14 protein-coding genes are annotated in these 16,047 nt (G+C 64.7%); 6 read left to right on the top strand and 8 right to left on the bottom strand.

Annotation, left to right across the window (positions count from 1 at the left end; all coding sequences use genetic code 11):
- Nucleotides 1-2,043 (bottom strand): acyltransferase family protein, encoded by a 2,043-nt coding sequence (locus QX108_RS23460; RefSeq protein ID WP_315783117.1) that lies wholly within the window; start codon nt 2,041-2,043, stop codon nt 1-3.
- Nucleotides 2,044-3,159: 1,116 nt separating this feature from the next.
- Complete coding sequence (locus QX108_RS23455) at nt 3,160-3,834, bottom strand: response regulator transcription factor (RefSeq protein ID WP_315722410.1); 675 nt, start codon at nt 3,832-3,834, stop codon at nt 3,160-3,162.
- Between the two features lie 353 nt (nt 3,835-4,187).
- On the opposite strand from QX108_RS23455, the gene QX108_RS23450 reads away from it, so the two are divergent.
- Nucleotides 4,188-5,858 carry an MFS transporter gene (locus QX108_RS23450; RefSeq protein WP_315722411.1) on the top strand — a complete coding sequence of 557 codons (1,671 nt, stop codon included), beginning with the start codon at nt 4,188-4,190 and terminating at the stop codon, nt 5,856-5,858.
- Between the two features lie 105 nt (nt 5,859-5,963).
- On the opposite strand, the gene QX108_RS23445 is transcribed toward QX108_RS23450, so the two are convergent.
- Entirely contained in the window at nt 5,964-6,431 is a 468-nt protein-coding gene (locus tag QX108_RS23445) for a secondary thiamine-phosphate synthase enzyme YjbQ (protein ID WP_315783114.1), read from the bottom strand.
- Between the two features lie 24 nt (nt 6,432-6,455).
- Nucleotides 6,456-7,037, bottom strand: coding sequence for a hypothetical protein (locus QX108_RS23440; RefSeq protein WP_315722413.1), 582 nt, complete (start codon nt 7,035-7,037; stop codon nt 6,456-6,458).
- A gap of 500 nt (nt 7,038-7,537) precedes the next feature.
- Here QX108_RS23440 and QX108_RS23435 point away from each other — a divergent pair, with 500 nt between their 5' ends.
- From QX108_RS23435 to QX108_RS23415, 5 genes are all read left to right on the top strand, one after another.
- Complete coding sequence (locus QX108_RS23435) at nt 7,538-7,915, top strand: AtpZ/AtpI family protein (RefSeq protein WP_315726467.1); 378 nt, start codon at nt 7,538-7,540, stop codon at nt 7,913-7,915.
- Nucleotides 7,916-8,003: 88 nt separating this feature from the next.
- Nucleotides 8,004-8,747 carry a F0F1 ATP synthase subunit A gene (locus QX108_RS23430; protein ID WP_315722414.1) on the top strand — a complete coding sequence of 248 codons (744 nt, stop codon included), beginning with the start codon at nt 8,004-8,006 and terminating at the stop codon, nt 8,745-8,747.
- A gap of 38 nt (nt 8,748-8,785) precedes the next feature.
- On the top strand, nt 8,786-9,013 hold the full coding sequence (locus QX108_RS23425) for a F0F1 ATP synthase subunit C (RefSeq protein WP_006615622.1): 228 nt from the start codon (nt 8,786-8,788) through the stop codon (nt 9,011-9,013).
- A 28-nt stretch (nt 9,014-9,041) separates the two neighbouring features.
- Nucleotides 9,042-9,602, top strand: a complete 561-nt coding sequence (locus tag QX108_RS23420) for a F0F1 ATP synthase subunit B' (RefSeq protein ID WP_315722415.1) — start codon at nt 9,042-9,044, stop codon at nt 9,600-9,602.
- Nucleotides 9,602-10,093 (top strand): ATP F0F1 synthase subunit B, encoded by a 492-nt coding sequence (locus QX108_RS23415; protein ID WP_315722416.1) that lies wholly within the window; start codon nt 9,602-9,604, stop codon nt 10,091-10,093. The genes QX108_RS23420 and QX108_RS23415 overlap by 1 nt, the downstream gene beginning before the upstream one ends.
- Nucleotides 10,094-10,237: 144 nt before the next feature.
- Here the strand turns inward: QX108_RS23415 and QX108_RS23410 are convergent, their stop codons facing one another.
- The 4 genes from QX108_RS23410 to thrC form a co-directional block, all read right to left on the bottom strand.
- Nucleotides 10,238-10,882: a hypothetical protein gene (locus tag QX108_RS23410; RefSeq protein WP_409998547.1), complete on the bottom strand. Its 645-nt coding sequence runs from the start codon at nt 10,880-10,882 to the stop codon at nt 10,238-10,240.
- Nucleotides 10,883-11,044: 162 nt separating this feature from the next.
- Nucleotides 11,045-11,632: a GNAT family protein gene (locus QX108_RS23405; protein ID WP_315783110.1), complete on the bottom strand. Its 588-nt coding sequence runs from the start codon at nt 11,630-11,632 to the stop codon at nt 11,045-11,047.
- Between the two features lie 93 nt (nt 11,633-11,725).
- Nucleotides 11,726-13,015, bottom strand: coding sequence for a pitrilysin family protein (locus tag QX108_RS23400; protein WP_315726471.1), 1,290 nt, complete (start codon nt 13,013-13,015; stop codon nt 11,726-11,728).
- On the bottom strand, nt 13,015-14,430 hold the full coding sequence (gene thrC, locus QX108_RS23395; protein ID WP_315783108.1) for a threonine synthase: 1,416 nt from the start codon (nt 14,428-14,430) through the stop codon (nt 13,015-13,017). The genes QX108_RS23400 and thrC overlap by 1 nt, the downstream gene beginning before the upstream one ends.
- Nucleotides 14,431-16,047: the final 1,617 nt, after the last annotated feature.

The following is a 16,047-nucleotide window of genomic DNA, read 5'->3' as shown; positions in this document are numbered from 1 at the left end:
TTAGTTGCCCAAAGACCTCAAAATCAGGGGGGCCAGCTGTTGGCGCGCCAACCAGACCGAGGCGAATGGACGGAGGTGAACCGTATCGGCCGTGATCAGCCCTTCGCGGCGGTTGTCTCCGAGGAACGTAAGACACCCCTCCGCGCTGCAGAACGGTTGCATCTCGTCCACAAACTCGAAGGGCTCGTCGCGCTTCAGCTGCGACTGAAACTTCCGAGTGAACGACATCAACTCCTCATCGAGGTGACCCGGTATGTACCGCGGGGTCGACTTCCAATACTCGTCCAGAATGATCTTGTGCAGGAAGCGCTTCCAGTGCGGGCGCTGCCCGAGCACGAGCACTTTCTTGACGCCATACCCCTTCACCATCATGGAAAACTTCCGGATGTACTCGATGTCGAACGAGTTGTTTGATGAAAGCAGCAGAACATCGGGCGGGTCGGCTTCAATCCGACGCAATGCAAAATGGTTCGCCATGTTACAGTGGTGAGTTTCTACGATGTGCTGGATGATCGGGCTGACCTGGCAGCCCGAACTGTGGATCAGCAGCACGGAGACATCCTTCGGCAAAACTTCATTGAGCCCATAATACAGGTCCGCAGCATTGGAATCTCCGAGAATGAGCACACTCTTATCGGAATGCCGCATGTAGCAGCTGGGATCGATGGCCTTTCTTGGCGCCAGCGTGGGGACCGGACTGTCCCAAGCATAGAAGTTGCAGCGGTTTTGCATGATATCCTGGGCCTCCGCCTGGATCAGCGGCGATCCGCCATAGAAATAGGCCGCGTATTCGCGCCTGTCCTCGTCGTTGATCCGGCCCGGAAGGCCCTGCATCTCGAAAACGAGGAACCCACATCCGCCAATCGCGATCATCGCCATTGCCAGCCCAGGCGTCGTCCAGACACGCCGCGCGCCAAACCGGATCGGCTTCTCGACGAACTGATAGGTCGCCCACGCGAGCCCGACTGAAGCAGCGACTGAGAACGCTAGGACGGCTTGCGGGGGCGGCGAGGCTCCATAGTGAATGCGCGCGAACGTCAGCAGCGGCCAATGCCACAAATACAATGGATAGCTGATCAAACCGATCCACACCATCACCGGATTTGAAAGAAGCACGCGGTTGAGCAAAGCTCCGGGCCCGGCGAGGATGACCAGATAACTCCCGGTGACCGGCATGAGCGCCCACCAGCCTGGGAACTCTTGTCGGCGCGTGATCATGAGAACCGAGGCAGCAATCAGCGCGATGGCCGCGACTGAAACGAAATCGCGATAGATCTTTTTCTCGTCCACCGCGCCGCGTTCGAAGAGAACGGACGCTATGACGGTCGCGATGCCATTTTCGATCCAGGTCGCCGCTCGCGGCGTCGAAAAAGCGAGATAGGCCAGGATGCTGCCCGCTGACAGCTCCCAGAAGCGGGCTGCGGGAGAATAGAATGCGGCGGCCGGGTTGGAGGGCGTCGCCTTGATGCTGTAGACCAATGAAGCTGCAAACACTGCGACGAAGATCGTGAACAGGTTGAGGCGCAGCCGCCAGGCAATCCAGATGACGGCCGGCCATAGCAGATAGAACTGCTCTTCGATGCCGAGCGACCAGAGATGCAGCAGGATCTTCGTGTCCGCCGCGACGTCGAAATAGTTGGCTTCCTGCCAGAGAGCAAAGTTGGACACGAAGCCCGCGCCAGCGGCCACGTGCTTTCCGAGCAGACGAAAGTCGTCGGGCAGCAGCAGCAGCGCTCCGGCCAGGATCGATGCGGCCAGCACGAGCGCAAGCGCCGGAAAAATCCGTTTGATCCGCCGGGCGTAAAATGTCTGGAAGCTGAACGTGCCACCTTCCATCCCGCCGAGAATGATCGACGTGATAAGGAAGCCCGAAATCACGAAGAAGATGTCGACGCCGACAAACCCGCTTCGGAGCGTGTTGGGGAAGGCGTGAAAGGCGACCACGGAGACAACGGCGACCGCCCTCAATCCGTCTATGTCCGGCCGATAGAGAGTTCCAGGAATGGAGTCCCTGGCGTGGTGCGCCTCGACTGGTGAATGCATGTCGCCCCGCTCTCTTCCCCACGCGCCAACACTACCGATGCGATCAAACGCATTACTCCGCAATCCCCCAACGATCAAACCTGGAAACCCGACACAGGCCGAAACGCGACTGATGTTTTCACATCCGGTGGAGTACCTGGCCGATCGGCGTCGGACAGTCCTCTTCTTGTACGACCGCCTGCCTTTCTCCCGAGCGACGCCCGCCCGCCAGTCGTCGCTCAACGCTCCATCATCCGGGCCCGTGCGTTTCGCCGGAGCGCCGCGCCACACAGATCTAGCGCCGATAACGACCGCGTGCGTCGGCTCGCCCGTAGAGCGCTCGCATGACCAGTCCTCTCAAAGAGGCATTCAGATCCGCGAATTCACGACGCGCGTCGAATAGTATTTCTTTTTCTCAGAAATCATGCTATCCCCTGAGTCGTCCCGTGCCCGCCATGAGGGGCGCTTCGCGATCGTCACGAACGTGGGGCGCGGGATGCGGTGGGCGCGTCGGGTCGCAGCGGGCTTATGTCTCGCGGACGAACGATCCGATGCGCACGGTCAAGCCGTGTGGTCCTGGCATCCCGGTGCTGATGCCAAGTCCGTAGCGACGATGTTGCGGATGACGGGGGCAAGAACGCCGGTCCCCGGGGAGAGCTCGGAGCAGCCGTAGAACCATCGCGCAGGGAAGGCCGGGTGTGTTCGGCCAGACCTGTGGTGACTGCCGCCTGCTTTTTTGCTGCAGGCGGGCCACGGGCGCGGCCAGCGCCCGGCCTTCCCTGCGCCCTCTGTCTTGAAAAGGGCGAATGATGAGCAAAGCTCGGACGCGTCATGCGCCGCGAGGCTGAGAAGGTGTGTCGCGATGGATCCAACAGAAGACCTTGGCTTCCTGCTCAACTCGATCCTTGGCTCCCGAGCCGACGATGCCACTCCTCACCCTGAGGAGCGCGCCCGAGGCGCGCGTCTCGAAGGGCGAGGCCTCGGTCGGGCCTCATGGTTCGAGACGCGCCGCGCCAGAGACAATCTAGCCATACGTCAAGCTGCGTGCGGCGCGGCGCTCCTCACCATGAGGATTTAGCGCGGAAAGCCGCGCTGCAGATGGTCATGCCCAACGTGCTTATTGAGACGATCAGACCGTCATTTCCCCGTCGGAATATCCTGGCGCCACGCCGAGCCCGCGATCTTCGCCGCGGCAATCACCGCCTGTGTCCGGCTCTCCACCCCCAGCTTCTGCAGGATGGCCGAAACGTGCGCCTTGATGGTCGCCTCGGAGACGCCGAGCTCATAGGCGATCTGCTTGTTGAGCAGCCCCTGCGACAGCATCATCAGCACCCGCACCTGCTGCGGCGTCAGCGTGACCAGCCGGTCGCGCAGCTTCGTCATCTCCGGATCGGCGCCGGCCGCCAGATCCGTGTCCGCCGGAACCCAGACCTCACCGTCCATCACCTTCATGATGGCGTCGCGCAACACGTCCACGCCGAACCGCTTCGGGATGAAGCCGGAGGCGCCGAAATCGAGCGAGCGGCGGATCGTCGCGCCGTCGTCGCTGGCCGACACGATCACCACCGGGATCGCCGGATATTGCGCGCGCAGATAGATCAGGCCGGAGAAGCCGGAGATGCCGGGCATGGTGAGGTCGAGCAGCACCAGATCGACGTCGGAGTCTTTCTCCAGGAGCGCCGTGAGGTCCTCGAACGAGCCGGCCTCGTCGACCACGGCCTCGTTGAGCACGCTCGCGACCGCCTGCCGCAGCGCGTTCCGAAACAGCGGATGATCATCGGCAATGACGAGATGGGTGTTGGCAGCCGCCATACGTTCTGACTTGACCTTGCGACACCGGCCGCGCGCTCGTTTCGCACGCAGCCTGCTTTTGCGGAAATACTCGCCCGGCGACTGGTTGCATGCAAGCATGCAATTCCACTTGCAGGGAAGGCGGTTAATCCACGCCTTGTGCAACGCAACATCATAGCCCTGCGCCCGCTGACCGAACTTGATCCGCCGCAAGGTCCGCAACTGTCCTGTGTGCGGCAGCCGGTCAGGGCCGAAAGTCGTATTGGGCCGAGTTTCACTGCAATGTTACTTAGGCGCCAAGGTCTCCGCGATCTGCGCCGTCCAAGTCCGGCATGCGGAGGCGAAACCATCACAGCAACAATCTTGGGGAGCGAATGCCGATGTCGACAATGGTAGCCACGCAAGCGAGATCGGGAGGCATGACGAAGGACGAACGCTTCGTCATTCTGGCCTCTTCTCTCGGCACTGTCTTCGAGTGGTACGATTTCTATCTCTACGGGTCGCTGGCCTCGATCATCGGCGCCCAGTTCTTCTCGGCCTATCCGCCCGCCACCCGCGACATTTTCGCACTGCTCGCCTTCGCCGCCGGCTTCCTGGTCCGCCCGTTCGGCGCGATCGTGTTCGGCCGCATCGGCGACATCGTCGGCCGCAAATACACCTTCCTGGTCACGATCCTGATCATGGGTCTGTCGACCTTCATCGTCGGCATCCTGCCGAACGCCGAGACGATCGGCTTCGCCGCGCCGGTGATCCTGATCGGCCTGCGCCTCCTGCAGGGCCTCGCGCTCGGCGGTGAGTATGGCGGCGCTGCGACCTATGTCGCCGAACATGCTCCGATGGGCAAGCGCGGCTACTACACATCGTTCATTCAGACCACGGCCACGATGGGCCTGTTCCTGTCGCTGCTGGTGATCCTGTTCACCCGCACCATCATCGGTGAGGCCGACTTCGCCAAATGGGGCTGGCGCATCCCGTTCCTGGTGTCCGTGCTGCTGCTCGGAGTCTCCGTCTGGATCCGTCTGCGCCTCAACGAGTCGCCCGTGTTCCAGAAGATGAAGGAAGAGGGCAAGAGCTCGAAGGCACCGCTGACGGAGGCGTTCGCCAACTGGGGCAACGGCAAGATCGTGCTGCTGGCGCTGATCGGCGCCACGATGGGCCAGGGCGTGGTCTGGTACACCGGCCAGTTCTACGCGCTGTTCTTCCTGCAATCGATCCTGAAGGTCGACGGCTACACCGCCAACCTGCTGATCGCCTGGTCGCTGCTGCTCGGCACCGGCTTCTTCATCGTGTTCGGCATCCTCTCCGACAAGATCGGCCGCAAGCCGATCATCATGGGCGGCTGTCTGATCGCGGCGCTCACCTTCTTCCCGATCTTCAAGATGATCACCACCAACGCCAACCCGGCGCTGGAGAAGGCGATCGAGGCGACGAAGGTGGAAGTGGTGGCGGATCCCGCCGGCTGCGGCGACCTGTTCAACCCGGTCGGCACCCGCGTCTTCACCGCGCCCTGCGACACCGCCCGCGCCTTCCTGGCCCAGTCCTCGGTCAAGTACTCGACCGTGCCTGGCCCGGCCGGCTCCGGCGTGAAGGTCACCTTCAACGGCAAGGAAGTGCCCTACACCGACGCCAAGACCAGCAACCCGGCCCTGACGGCCGCGATCGGCGAGGCCGGCTATCCGAAGGCGGGCAACCCTGCGATCGTGAAGATGGCGCATCCGTTCGACATCTTCCGTCCGCAGGTGGCCTCCATCATCGGTCTGCTGCTGATCCTGGTGATCTTCGTGACGATGGTCTACGGCCCGATCGCCGCAATGCTGGTGGAGCTGTTCCCGACCAAGATCCGCTACACCTCGATGTCGCTGCCCTACCATATCGGCAACGGCTGGTTCGGCGGCCTGCTGCCGGCCACCGCCTTCGCAATCGTGGCCTCGACCGGCGATATCTATGCCGGCCTGTGGTACCCGATCACGTTCGCGGTGATCACGGCCGTCGTCGGCTTCCTGTTCCTGCCGGAGACCAAGGACGTCGACATCCAGGAGAAGTAATCAGGATGCGAGCGGCGTCCCCGCTCGCGTCTCTCTCCAACGAACGGCCGCGGATCGCTCCGCGGCCGTTCCGCATTTCAGGCCAAGAGTTTTGTCTTTTTGGAATCAGACCGCGCCAATGAACTGCAGCACCACCTCGCGCCGATGCGGCCGGGCCCGATGCTCGATCAGATAGAGCGCCTGCCAGGTGCCGAGCATCATCCGGCCGTCCCGCACCGGTACCTGCAGCGAGACTGAGCTCAGCATCGTCTTGATGTGGGCCGGCATGTCGTCGGGGCCCTCGGTGTCATGCACCCAGCCGGCATCCTCCGGCGCCAGCCGCGCCAGCGCCGTGGTGAGATCGCGCAGCACGGTCGGATCGGCATTCTCCTGGATCGTCAGCGAGGCCGAGGTGTGGCGGATGAAGGCGGTCACCGCTCCATCTCTTGCGCCGATCTCGCGCAGCAGCGCCTCGACCTCGCGCGTCAGATCGGTGAAGCCGCGACCGGGGGTGTGCGCCGTCAGAACCGACGTCACGACCGTGTCGATCGCGACAACCACGGGCGCCGTGCGCGACATCGCTGGTGCAGACATGCGCGTCGCCTCCTCGCCGCAGCCTCAGATCTTGCCCGACACGTCCTTCTGAACCCGGCCCGCCATGTCGAGCAGCCGCCGCCAGGCCTGCTCGAGGAAGCCCATCATGCGATCCATGTCCTGGTCGCTGGGCAACGGAATTTCGAGCTTGCGCGTGCCCTCGGCGGACTTGGATTCCCCAGGCTTGGATTCTCCAGGCTTGGATTCGCCGGACTTCGGCTCGGCCTTCTTCAACTGGTCGGATTTCGGCAGCGCCTGGTCCTTCGGCAGCGGCTCGTCGATCTTGCCGGTGACGCTGTGATCGCGCGAGGCGAGCTGGACCTTGAGCTTCTCATTCTCGTCCTGCAGGCGCCCGATCTCGGCATCCAGCGCGGCCCGCTCGTCGGGGATCGCATAGCAGGCCCAGCCGGAGCCGGCACTGTTGCTGCAGGTCGAGACCGAACCGGTGCGGGTGTCGAGCCGGATCACGCCGTCAGGCGTCGTCGTCATCGTGTACCGGCCCTTGTCGGCATCGGACGCCGTGTCCTCCGCCAGGACCGGCCCGCCCAGGCAGCCGAAGGCGAGAAGCGCAATGAGGGGCGGCCCGTACGACTGCATGGGATTCATGGCTGGCTCAGCCTCCAAGGCGCCTCGAAGCGCATTCGAAAACCGCCGTCATGCACGCCTCCATTGTGTCGTCGCCATGACGTTCCGTCCGGTGCGATGACCTGCCACAGCGGACACCGGCGCTCTCGACGTAGGAGCGAAGCCGCCGGATTTCAACGCGACGACCGCCCGATCAAAGTCGGACCGTCGCCGAGCCGTCCTCCGCATCCCGGCCGGCGCACCGTGCCGGCCGGAACCGCCGGCACGGGATCCACGCCAGCACGGCGAGGCAACAGATCGCAGCTGCACAGAACACTGTTGATGCGGCGCGGTGACACGCGCGACCGATCTGACGAAAAAGCCGAGAAAACGAGCAGAATCAGGCATCTAACAGTTCAACACGCAATCTTGACTTGGGGGGATGCGGTCAGTATGGTCCGCGCGGCTTTAAAGGGCGATGGGGCGCTATTTCCTGACATTCGCGGCAACGGATCGGGTCTCCACACATGGCGGACAAGCACATGGCGGATGGCGCGAACGAGAGCAGCGGAGGCGGGGATCGCGACAAGTCGCCCGATGAGGTTGCGCTTTCCGCAAGGCTCGGAAGTCTCGACCAACGGTTGTCCGAAATTCGGGGCGGCCGAAAGATCGGGGCTGATCAACCTGGAAACAGCGGCGGTGACACTGCAGCCCGGGCCTCGGCCATGGCGCGTGGCCTGCGACTGTCCTCCGAGTTGATTGCCGGTGTCCTCGTCGGCGCGGTGCTTGGCTGGGGCTTCGACCGCTTGCTGTCGACATCGCCCTTCGGATTTATCGTGTTTTTCCTGCTCGGCTTCGCAGCCGGCGTGTTGAACGTGGTGAGATCTGCAGGCATAGCTCCCGACAGGCCCCGCCAGTGAGATCTGCGCGAGAGACCCAGACTCTGAAGGCCCACGAGTGAATTGCAAAGCGCCGGCGTGGCCGGTGAACAACTGAGACGCCACGCGGATGATCGATCCGATCCATCAATTCCATCTCAACAAGATCTTCACGATCGGCCACATCGGCAATCAGGAGATCGTCTTCACCAATTCGTCCGCGTACATGCTGCTCGCGGTCGTGCTGATCGCCGTCATGATGATGGCCGCCGGGCGCGCGCTCGTCCCGGGCCGGTTCCAGTCGGTGGTCGAGCTGTCCTACGAATTCGTGGCCAACACCATCAGAACCAGCGCCGGCTCGCACGGCATGACGTTCTTTCCCCTGGTGTTCTCGCTGTTCATGTTCATCTTCGTCTCGAACATCGTCGGCATCATCCCCTACACCTTCACCGTCGCCAGCCACATCATCGTCACCTTCGCGCTGGCGCTCCTGGTGTTCCTGACGGTCATCATCTACGGCTTCTACAAGAACGGTCTGAAGTTCTTTAAGCTGTTCGTGCCCTCCGGCATCCCCGCGGTGATCCTGCCGCTGGTGGTCGTGATCGAAATCATCTCCTTCTTCTCCCGCCCGATTTCGCACAGCGTCCGTCTGTTCGCCAACATGCTGGCCGGCCACGTCACGCTGAAGGTGTTCGCGAGCTTCGTGACCATGCTCGGCGCGCTCGGCTTCGTCGGCAAGGTCGGCGCGCTGCTGCCGCTCGGTCTCACGGTCGCCCTGACCGGCCTCGAGCTGATGGTCGCGTTCCTCCAGGCCTACGTCTTCACGATCCTCACCTGCATCTATCTCAACGATGCTATCCATCCGGGCCACTGATCCGGCCCTCTCTACCTAACCTCTCAAAGGAGTTCGTCATGGATCCGGTCGCAGCGAAGTACATTGGCGCGGGCATTGCCTGCATCGGCATGGGTGGCGCGGGTGCCGGCATCGGCATCATCTTCGGCAACTACCTGTCGGCCGCTCTGCGCAATCCGTCGGCCGCCCAGGGCCAGTTCGGTAACCTGATTTTCGGCTTCGCGGTGACCGAAGCGCTCGGCATCTTCTCGCTGCTGATCGCCCTGCTCCTGCTGTACGCCGTCTAAGACGGCCTGAGCCGGACAGGAGAAGCCCGTGGCTGAAAGTCATGGCGAGGCCAAGGGCACCGCAAGCGCCCATACGGAGGCCGATGGCGGGCATGGTTTCCCTCCCTTCCAGAAGGAAACCTTTCCCTCCCAGATCGTCTCTCTGGTGATCGCCTTCGTGGCGCTGTACGTGATCGTCTCGCGTGTGGCGCTGCCGAAGGTCGGGGCCGTCATCGACGCCCGCCAGAAGTCGATCGACGGCGATCTGGCCGAAGCGCAGCGGCTGAAGGACGAGTCCGAAGCCGCGATGAAGGCGTATGAAAGCGAGCTGGCGACGGCCCGCGCCCGCGCCCAGGCGATCGGTGCCGAAACCCGCGAGAAGCTCGCGGCCTCTTCGGATGCCGAGCGCAAGGCGCTGGAAGACAGCCTCGCAGCCAAGCTCGCGGCGGCTGAGACCTCCATCGCCACTACGCGTGCGACCGCAATGAGCAATGTCCGCGGCATCGCCGCTGACGCGGCCAGCGCGATCGTGCAGCAACTGACCGGAAAGGCCCCGGCGGCCAAGACGGTCGAGGCTGCGGTCGATGCATCGTTGAAGGGAACAGCCTGATGCATTTGCTAGCTGATCCGGAAACCTGGGTTGCGATTGCCTTCGTGATCCTGATGGGCCTGTTCGCCTATCTCGGTGTCCATCGCATGGTCCTGAAGGCGCTCGACAATCGCTCGGAGCGCATCAGGGGCGAGCTGGCGGAGGCCAAGCGGCTCAAGGAAGAGGCGGCCAAAGTGCTCGCCGACTACAAGACCCGCCGCGCCAGCGCCGAACGTGAGGCCGAGGAGATCGTCACCAGCGCCAAGGCGGAAGCCGAGCGCATCGCGGCGGACGCCAAGGCCAAGATGGAAGACTTCGTCGCCCGTCGCACCAAGGCCGCCGAGAGCAAGATCGCCCTCGCCGAAGCCCAGGCCCTCGCAGATGTGCGGGCCGCCGCGGCGGAAGCCGCCGTCCAGGCCGCCGCGACCGTGCTGTCCAAGTCGGTCAAGGGCGCTCTGGGCGAGGATCTCGTCGCCAAGGGCATCGAGGAAGTCGGCCGCAAGCTGAACTGAGCGGCGGCCCACCACTCGTCCGACGTCTTCAAGAGGCCGGAGCGATCCAATCGCCCCGGCCTTTTGCTTTGCAGGGCTCGCCGCGGCGATTGGGCGGCGCAGGCCGTCATCCAAGGATCTTGCTCACCTACCCAAGCGGCTATCTCACCGCCGCTTCTTGCCCCGCTCGGGTGTCAGGGCCTGCGGATCGAAGCCGATGTAGAACACGTAATTGTCGGCGTTGGCGCCCGGCGGCGGCACCGGATAGACCACGTCCTCGGCGACGATCGTAAACGGCACGCTGCCATCCCCCGTCATCTGCACCGTGGTCCGATAGGCCTTGGTGGCGATCACCTTCTCGCCGATGCCGCCCTGCACCACCGCGATGCGCATCGGGATGTCGACGGTCGCCGGCGCGCCTGCGGGCCCCGCGACGACGCGTCCCTGGATGCCGATCTTGCCGATGATCTCGGCGCCGTTGAGGTTGCACTCGCGCGCCGTCTTGGTGATCGAAGCCTGGAACCGGACGTCATTGCCGACCGCCTGCTTTCCGGGCGCGGCGACCGCATAGGTCGAAGCGCCCGAGCGGATGCTGACGGGCGGGCAGGTCAGGCCGTCGGTCGGATCGACCGGCGGGCCGCCACTGGCGGGCAAGTTCTGCTGTCCCTTGTCGTCGGAGCCGCCACCGAACAGGCTCTTGAAGCGGTCGGTCAGGGATTGGGCACCAGCCGGCGCCGCCGCCGATGCGGCTCCCAAGGCCAGCAGCGCGGCTGTCAACGTCCCAACCCGAATCATACGCGTCTGTCGCATCTCGAAGTCCCCGGCATCTCGCCGCCTGGCCGCACCAAGCTCCACCCCCGCAAGGACGGCAAAACCGGGACGACGGCGACTGTACAAAGGCGTCTATACCCATTTCAGAGGCCGGAACCAGCCCCGAACGGCCTCGCTCGTCGGCCTGCCCGATCACAAATGCTAACCCCGGAAATCCTCATGCAGCAGGCCGTAGAGATAATGGTCCTGCCAGACGCCGTTGATGCAGAGGTAGCGGCGCGCGAGCCCCTCGCGGGTGAAGCCGCACTTTTCCAGGACACGAATCGACGGCGTATTGGTCGGAATGCAGGCCGCCTCGACGCGGTGCAGATTGAGCTCGCCGAACAGCGTCGGCAGCAACAGCCTGAGCGCGGCCGTCATGTAGCCGCGATGCGCGTGCGGCTGCCCCATCCAATAGCCGATCGTGCCGGCCTGAACGATGCCGCGGCGGACATTGGCCAGCGTGATGCCGCCGAGCATGGCGCCATCCTGCTCGCGGAAGACGATGAACGGATAGGACCGGTCGGCCGAGATGTCCTCGGCGTAACGGCGCAGCCTGCGCCGGAAGCCGGAGCGCGTCAGGTCGTCCGACGGCCAGATCGGCTCCCATGGGGTGAGATAGTCGCGGCTGACCTCGCGCAACTGCGCCCATTGCGCATAGTCCGCCATCTGCGGCGCGCGCAAATACAGGCCCAGCCCACGCGGGGCGAGCGCGGCCGGTCCGCTGGACGGCAAGCGAAACAGGGCCATCGGTGATGCTCCCCCCTGCTCTTCAGTCCGCCGGCTTGCGGCCGGCGCACCTGACGGCGAACCAGGCAATGCCCCGGGCTTCCGGACTCGTGCTCAATGCAGCTGAGCCTTCGACTTCGGCCCGGTCAGACCTTCGGCGAAAGTCACCGCCGTGTCCAGACCCCTGCCGCTGCCGAGCGCGACCACCGCGGGCTTGCTGCGCGCGAGCAGCGCACGCGCCGCATCGCGGGTGCTCTCGACGCTGACGGCCTCGATCTTGGCGACCATCTCCTGCAGGGTCTGCGGCCGGCCGTAGGCCAGAATGTGACGCGCCAATTGCTCGGCGCGGGCGCTGCAGCTCTCGAGCGCCATCAACAGCCCCGCCTTCATCTGCGCCTTGGCGCGGGCGACCTCGGCCTCGCTCAGGGTCTCCACCGCGTTGCCGATGATGTCGACCACCACTTCCATCATCTCGGGCGCGTCGGCCGGATCGGTGCCGGTGTAGAGACCGAAGAAGCCGGTGTCGCTATAGGGCGCGTGGAACGTGTACACGGAGTAGCAGAGCCCGCGATTCTCGCGCACCTCCTGGAACAGCCTGGACGACATGCCGCCGCCGAGGATGTTGGTGAACACCTGCAGCGAGAACAGCGACGGGTCGGCCTGCGGCACGCCTTCGAGCGCCAGCGTCAGGTGCGCCTGCTCGAGGTCGCGATGAACCACCCGCGAGCCGCCCTTGCCAAACGCGGCCGGCAGCGGCTTCGGCCCCTCGCCGCCGTTGAAGCTGGCGAAGCGCTTCGTCACGTCCTCGACCACGCGCTGATGGTCGACGGCGCCGGCGGCCGCGACCACCATGTCGGGCCCGCGATAATGGGTCGACAGATAGCCGTGCAGCTTGTCGCGGTCGAACGCCTCCAGCGTCTTGGCCGTGCCGAGCAAGGAGCGGCCCATCGGCTGGTCGGGAAAGCACAGCTCGTTGAGATGCTCGAACACGACGTCGTCGGGCGTGTCCTGCGCCGCGCCGATCTCCTGGACGATGACGTTCTTCTCGCGCTCCAGCTCCTCCGGCACGAAGGAGGGATTGGCGAGGATGTCGGAGAGCACGTCGAGCGCCAGCGGCACGTCGGCCTTCAGCACACGGGCGTAGTAGGCGGTGGTCTCGGTCGAGGTGCCAGCATTGAGATCGCCGCCGACCGCCTCGATCGACTCGACGATCTCGCGCGCGCTGCGCGTCGTCGTGCCCTTGAACGCCATGTGCTCGAGGAGATGCGAGATGCCGTGCTCGTCCGGCTTCTCGTCGCGGCCGCCGACCCCGGCCCAGACGCCGAGCGCCGCCGTCTCCAGATGCGGCATCGTGTCGGTAACCACCGTCAGTCCGGTCGGCAGCTTGGTGACTTCCACACCCATCATGCAATTCCCTGCTTGGCGGCCCGGCTGACCGAGCGGATGAACTTTTCCACCTCGGCCTGATCGTTCCGCATGACCCTCGCATCCTCGCGCTTGCTCATCAGCCCTTCGAGCCAGACCGGCAGATGCGGTCGCTGTCCGCAGGCCGCCTCGACCGCGTCGGGGAATTTGGCGGGATGTGCGGTCGACAGCACGATGTTCGGCACGGAGGTATCGGTGCCGTCGCGGTCGGCCACGGCCAGCGCGACCGCGGTGTGCGGATCGACGAGATCGCCGGCCTCGCGGAATGCGGCGCGAATCGCCGCCGCGGTCTCGGTCTCGTCGGCGCGGCCCGCGTCGAAATCGGCGCGGATCGCCGCCAGCATCGCATCCGGCAGCACGAAGCGGCCGGACTGCTTCAGGCTTTCCATCAGCCGCCGCACCACGGCCGCGTCGCGACCGCCGGCCTCGAACAACAGTCGCTCGAAATTCGACGACACCTGGATGTCCATCGACGGCGACACCGTCGCATGCACCTCGCGCACCTCGTAGATGCCGGTCGCCAGCGTGCGGGCGAGGATGTCGTTGACGTTGGTGGCGACGCGCAGCGTCCGCACCGGCAAGCCCATGCGCTTGGCGACGTAACCGGCGAACACGTCGCCGAAATTGCCGGTGGGCACGGTGAAGTCGACGGCGCGGTGCGGCGCGCCGACCGCGACCGCCGCGGTGAAGTAGTAGACGACCTGGGCGACGACGCGCGCCCAGTTGATCGAATTGACGCCGGACAGCGCCACGGAGTCACGGAAGCCGTGATTGTTGAACAGGCCCTTCACCAGCGCCTGGCAATCGTCGAAATGGCCTTCGATCGCCAGCGCATGGACGTTCGAGGCGCCCGATGTCGTCATCATCCGCCGCTGCACCTCGGAGATGCGGCCATGCGGGAACAGCACGATGAGGTCGGCATTGTCGCGGCCGGCAAAGGCGTCCACGGCCGCGCCGCCGGTATCGCCCGAGGTCGCGACCACGATCGTGGTGCGCTCGCCGCGCTTGGCGAGCACATGATCCATCAGCCGCGAGATCAGCTGCATGGCGACGTCCTTGAACGCCAAGGTCGGGCCGTGGAACAGCTCCAGCACGAACTGATGCGGCGCGCTCTGGTCGAGCGGCACCACCGCGGGATGGCGGAAGGTGGCGTAGGCCTCGTTCGCCATGCGGCCGAGCTCGGCATCGGAGATCTCGCCGGCGACGAACGGCTTGATGACCTCGACCGCGACCTCCCAATACGGCCGGCCGAAGAACGAGGCGATGGTCTCGGGCGTGAGCTGCGGCCAGGTCTCGGGCACGTACAGGCCGCCGTCGCGGGCGAGCCCGGTCAGCATCACATCGCAGAAGGTGAGCGCGGGGGCTTCCCCGCGGGTCGAAACATAGCGCGTCAAACCGCTCTCCTGACCTGCGTCACCAGGCCATAACCCGTTGATTGAACTCGAAATCGGAACCGCCCGGCGGCAACATGGTCCGGCACCATAATGGTTTTGGGCGGGGTGCGAAACCGGTTGTTGGGCCGGAGAATGGTCATGGCTGCGGGTTACGGCGGGGTTACGGGGCGCGCAAGAGCCGAGGTCGCGCACACCCATCTCCTCCAGCTTCGACGGTCGGTCTCGCCTCCCCGAAGCTGTCATCGCCCGGCTTGACCGGGCGACCGCCGCGGCGGCTGTGATCGACCGCGCCGCCGCGGCGTACTGGATCCCCGCCGTCGCGGGGATGACGGCGGTGGTGGTGGTCACCGGCCGGGCAGCTCGAACGAACGAACCTTGAAACATGGCGCATCTCTCCCCATCGTCATTCCGGGGCGTGCGGAGCGCGAGCCCGGAATCCATAGCCACGACCAAGAGTATGGATTCCGGGCTGGTGCCGCTGCGCGGCCCGCCCCGGAATGACGGCGGAGCGTAGAGCAGCTTCCTCGCGACGCCATAGGCGCCCGAGCTTTGCTGATAGTTCTCCCTCCATGAAGCAGAGGGCGCAGGGAAGACCGGATGCCGGCTGGCACCCGCGGCCCCCGTGCGAACAAGAATGCACGGGGCAGGAACCACAGGTTCAGCCAGAGCGACCCGGCCTTCCCTGCGCGATGGGTTACGGCTTATACGCGATCTCCTCGGTGCACCGGGCTTGTTGGCCACCGTAGCGCATGATGCTTGCGCATCAGCGCGTGATACCAGCGTCGGGGTATCAGGACCACGCGACTTCGCCGTCCGCGCCGGCCGCACTCGTCAGTTGCAGCCTGCCCGTCCATCGCATCCCACCTCACGTCCGTGACGACGTGTACGCCCCTCGCAACGAGGCGGGATGGAGGGATACAATCATGATTTCTGAAAAAAAGCAATCAAAGACTTGCCGTCGGTCGATGCTGCAGGCAGCAGCGCGTTGAGCATGCTCACGTATTGAATTTTTCGGCGCAACCGAGTTCTTGCTCTCCGACTCGCTCACGGGCCACCGCGGACCGCCCGTCGGGCGACTCGGCCCCGTATCGCAATCGCCATGATGAGACTCGGGTGTAATCGCATGAGCGCAGCGACATTGGGGGCCATGCCCGGCGGTCGAGACGAACCCGCATATCGCTGCGCTCATCCGGGCTACGCGCTGATCAATCATCCGCATCCTGGTCCAAATAGAAAGTGTAACCGCGCGGCGGATTGAAGCGCCGATGGAACCAGCCGACCTGCTCTAATTTCGCGACCGTCACCGGTCCGGCTCGACCGGGCTTACGCCAGCGATCGTCGGCAAGAACACGACTCACAGCACGATCTACGGCGACATCGGCAGTCGGCGCATCCAGAATACAGGTGGTGAAGAACCGGCACGAGGTCGGTTCTCCGGCGACTGGTTACGAAGTCCTGGCCATTGAGCAAGATGCAGAAGCGCATGATGTCACCTGACGGTTCGACATGTCTGTCGGCTAAGCGGGCGATAGCCGACCCATCGTCATCGGGTGTTCGCAGCGACGGCACCGGGCGTGCAGCGGCATATCACACCACATCGTCATCGCAAGGCGACAG

Origin of the sequence: Bradyrhizobium sp. SZCCHNR1002 (assembly GCF_032381435.1) — a bacterium.
GTDB lineage: Bacteria > Pseudomonadota > Alphaproteobacteria > Rhizobiales > Xanthobacteraceae > Bradyrhizobium > Bradyrhizobium aeschynomenes.
This window is presented reverse-complemented; position numbering and strand designations above follow the sequence as displayed.